General features: G+C 30.9%; 4 protein-coding genes. All 4 read right to left on the bottom strand.

The window, feature by feature from the left end; translation table 11 throughout:
- Positions 1 to 917 precede the first annotated feature (917 nt).
- Positions 918 to 1,205, bottom strand: a complete 288-nt coding sequence (locus HM981_RS17295) for a type II toxin-antitoxin system RelE/ParE family toxin (RefSeq protein WP_179340053.1) — start codon at positions 1,203 to 1,205, stop codon at positions 918 to 920.
- A complete protein-coding gene (locus tag HM981_RS17290; RefSeq protein ID WP_179340052.1) occupies positions 1,198 to 1,437 on the bottom strand; it encodes a ribbon-helix-helix domain-containing protein in 240 nt (79 codons plus the stop codon). The genes HM981_RS17295 and HM981_RS17290 overlap by 8 nt, the downstream gene beginning before the upstream one ends.
- Positions 1,438 to 1,602: 165 nt before the next feature.
- Complete coding sequence (locus HM981_RS17285) at positions 1,603 to 2,451, bottom strand: hypothetical protein (protein WP_179340051.1); 849 nt, start codon at positions 2,449 to 2,451, stop codon at positions 1,603 to 1,605.
- 178 nt (positions 2,452 to 2,629) lie between these two features.
- Positions 2,630 to 3,364, bottom strand: coding sequence for a LamG domain-containing protein (locus HM981_RS17280; RefSeq protein WP_179340050.1), 735 nt, complete (start codon positions 3,362 to 3,364; stop codon positions 2,630 to 2,632).
- Positions 3,365 to 3,512: the final 148 nt, after the last annotated feature.

Here is a 3,512-nt window from a genome sequence, read left to right as displayed (position 1 = left end):
GTTGTGTTTATCAATCTAACGTTTTAAAATTCAGAATTCGAGTGAGATTTTTGCATTCAATTCGGCTTAAGCAACTTTTTTTTTTTGCTTAAAGTTCCGAATTTGGTTGCGCTTCGTTATTACAGTTAACGTGTTTGTGTATGCTTAGTTGCGTGGTTAGACAACTAATTTAGTAAACTTTTACGAACCTGTGAATATTCCGAAGGAATATTCCAGATAAGCAGAAACAAAGCAATTAAATATACACGGTGTTGGCAGCTGTGCTTATTTTTTTATCCGCTATGTTTTTTTAATAAACGATAATTTAATATAGTTCAATTAGTTCTCTAATTAACTTAAACATTAAATAAATCGAGCCATAATCTGTTTTTAGTCCTGCGTTGTTGCTAATCAGACACGCATTTTACGTTCAGCTTGGAAATCCTGCGTTATATTTTTAATATCGAGGAAACTTGTCAAATTCCAGTTCTTATGTTAAATCAATTATATGATTATTCTAGTTTAGTTCCGCAAGAAATTAAAATTTTCGACTCCATTTTTTCTGATTTTACTTACTTAAAAGTCAAAAAAAAAAATCGCGAAAAAGAAACTAGGCTTTTTTATTACGATGAAGTTATTTTCTAACCGTAATTTTTCGTTCTGCTTGTAATTCCTGCGTTGTGATTTTCATTCTAACGTTTGGAAATCCAATTTTATTTTTATTCTTAAAATTCAGAGTTGTATAAGTTCCAATTTAGAGTTGGATTTTGCCGCACACGCATTGCTGCCAACGTGATTGTGTATGGTTAGTTGCGTGGTTAAGCAACTAAGTTAGCAAACATTTACGAACCTGTGAATATTCCGAAGGAATATTAACAAGTAAGCTCAATGAAGCAATTAATTATACACGGTGTTGGCAACAGTTTTTATTATTCAGATTACAGTATGTCGTTTAAATCTTGTCTTCCGACAATTGCCATTATTTCAACAACGTCATTATTTATTTTATAGTAAATACTATCTATACCGCAAACACATCTTCTGTAGTCTTTTTTTATATAATCAACCGACTCGAATGAAAAAGGCCTTTGGGAAATAATTTCAAAATATTTAAAGAATGATTCAAAATATTTATCTGCTTGAGTCATTCCAAATTTTTTAACTCCATAGTGATGGATTCGGATTAAGTCATTTTTAGCTTCGTTACTTAATCGATATTTAGCCATTCAGTAAAGTTTTTGATTCAGCTAAAATTTCATTTTTTGATTCGCTTGTAAATCCGCTATTTTCAGCTTTTTCCAATTTAGTTCGAACCCAATCAATTTCGATTTGTTGTTTTCTAGCTTGTCTAATTAAATCGTTAACTAATTCGCTTTTGCTTGAATATTCTTTACCATTGACTTGTGCTTTCAGCCATTCGTCGTTAGGTTCTGTAAATGATATACTTTGTCTTGACATAATTCAATTGTTTGGTGTAAATATACATCAAATACGAATCACTTCCAAATTGTTGCCAACGTGATTGTGTATGGTTAGTTGCGTGGTTAAGTAACTAAGTTAGTAAAAATTTACGAACCCGTGAATATTCCGAAGGAATATTCGCAAGTAAGCTCAATGAAGCAATTAATTATACACGGTGTTGGCAATAGTTTTTATTTCTTTTCCTTTGATATTTCGAGGTTCAATTCCTTGGGATTTTAATATTCTATAAATCCTAATAGGTAATGTGTCAGAATAATGTTTGTTAAATTCATTGCTGTTCTGATTTATTGTAACCTTTAGTTTATTTGTAATTATTGAATCAGGAATGCTTTTATCAGCAAATACTCGCAAATGTAATCGTTCATCCAAGTACATTTCGTTAGTACCAATAGGTGGTTCGTCCCAGTGTTTAATATTATCCTTAAACCTTTTAATGTCAAACTCCAAATTATTTAGGTTTTCAGAAAGCTCTGTTTTTACTATAACTCCGCTTTTGGAACTTTTCATAAAAATTTTTAATCCATATATAGGGTGCAGTTTGTAACCACCAATTGTTGAGAAAGACGTACTTCCCATATATATACCAGAACTATCATTCGGTAGTGTAAATTGAATACCGAACTTTTTCTTTAGATAATCAATATAGCTTTTGGTTCTTAATAAACTGAATTTATGTTCACTCCAATTATTATTCAGAGTACCAAAAAGGCTGTCTTTGTTGTCAGAAAGCTCATAACTAATCAAAATCTTATTAATTGTATCCCTTGGTGTTCCTAATGAGTCCCAGAAAAAGGTTGGAAGTTCAAATTCAATTTGGGAATTATTAGCTTTCCATTCTGTTTTTTCATCCCATTCACCTGGGAATTTTAAAATTAGACTATCTGGATAAAAATGCCAAGTGCTGAATTCACTTTCAATTTCACGCCAATCTCCAGTTAGGTCTTTTTCAGATGAATTTTGTCCACAAGAAAAAGCCAATAGAATAAGCATTAAGTTCAATATGTAGACGACTTTTTTCAAATTATTGCCAACGTAAAGGTGTATGGTTAGTTGCGTGGTTAAGCAACTAAGTTAATAAACATTTACGAACCCGTGAATATTCCGCAGGAATATTCGTAAGTAGGCTCAATGAAGCAATTAATTATACACGGTGTTGTAACACGTTTTATTATTCACAGCAAACATCCATCGCAAATAAAGAATCAATATCTGATTGTTCTAGAGAAAAATTAAAAATGATAATATCATCAACTTTTCCAGTATAGCCTTTTCCAATTATTAAGTCGTTAATTTGTATTATACTTGAGTTACTAGCTAATCCTAAAGATTCCTGTAACATACCGTTTCTATAAAGTTTCATTGTATTTGAGATACTATCAAAGGTCGCAACTAAATGATGCCAATCGTTATTTAAATCTGAAAATCCACAGTCAAAATTTGAATCATTATCCCATACTTGATTTGTAATGTTGAACATTGCTTTTCTACAATCATATAAACCTAAATCCCATTGTTCAAATAACTCACCTCTACCAATTAGTAATTCATAGTTTCCAGGATCTCTTTCTTGAAGCGGTTGGTACCAAATAGATATTGAGAAATCCGTTAAAAGGTCAAGTGAATTAGTATTAGCTGTTGATAAATATTCATTAGTTCCAGATAAAAAATCAAATTCAAAAGCGCAATTCTCGTTTAAATTTCTGTCAGAAGTTGATGATGCTGTTGTCGTATTTATTAAATTTTGGTTGTTGCCAGAAAAATCATTGATAGACCCATTTGAAAATGGGAAATAAGCAACAACCGAATTTTGTAGATTATTAGGGATGCAGCTCATTAAATTTTCGTTTTCATTACTTTGTTCATCTGAATCGCAACCTAAAATAGTTGCGAAAAGTGTAATCAAAAGAATAATTTTTATTTTTTTCATAGTAAAAGTGTTTTTCTTATAGATGCATAAAATGTAGAAAGGTTGCGTGTATTATACTGATATAGGTTGACTCTTTTTGGTTAATATTTAGACGTTCAAAAGATTTCTTTTAGCCGTTTAGAAG

It is taken from the genome of Winogradskyella ludwigii (assembly GCF_013403985.1).
GTDB classification, from domain to species: domain Bacteria; phylum Bacteroidota; class Bacteroidia; order Flavobacteriales; family Flavobacteriaceae; genus Winogradskyella; species Winogradskyella ludwigii.
This window is presented reverse-complemented; position numbering and strand designations above follow the sequence as displayed.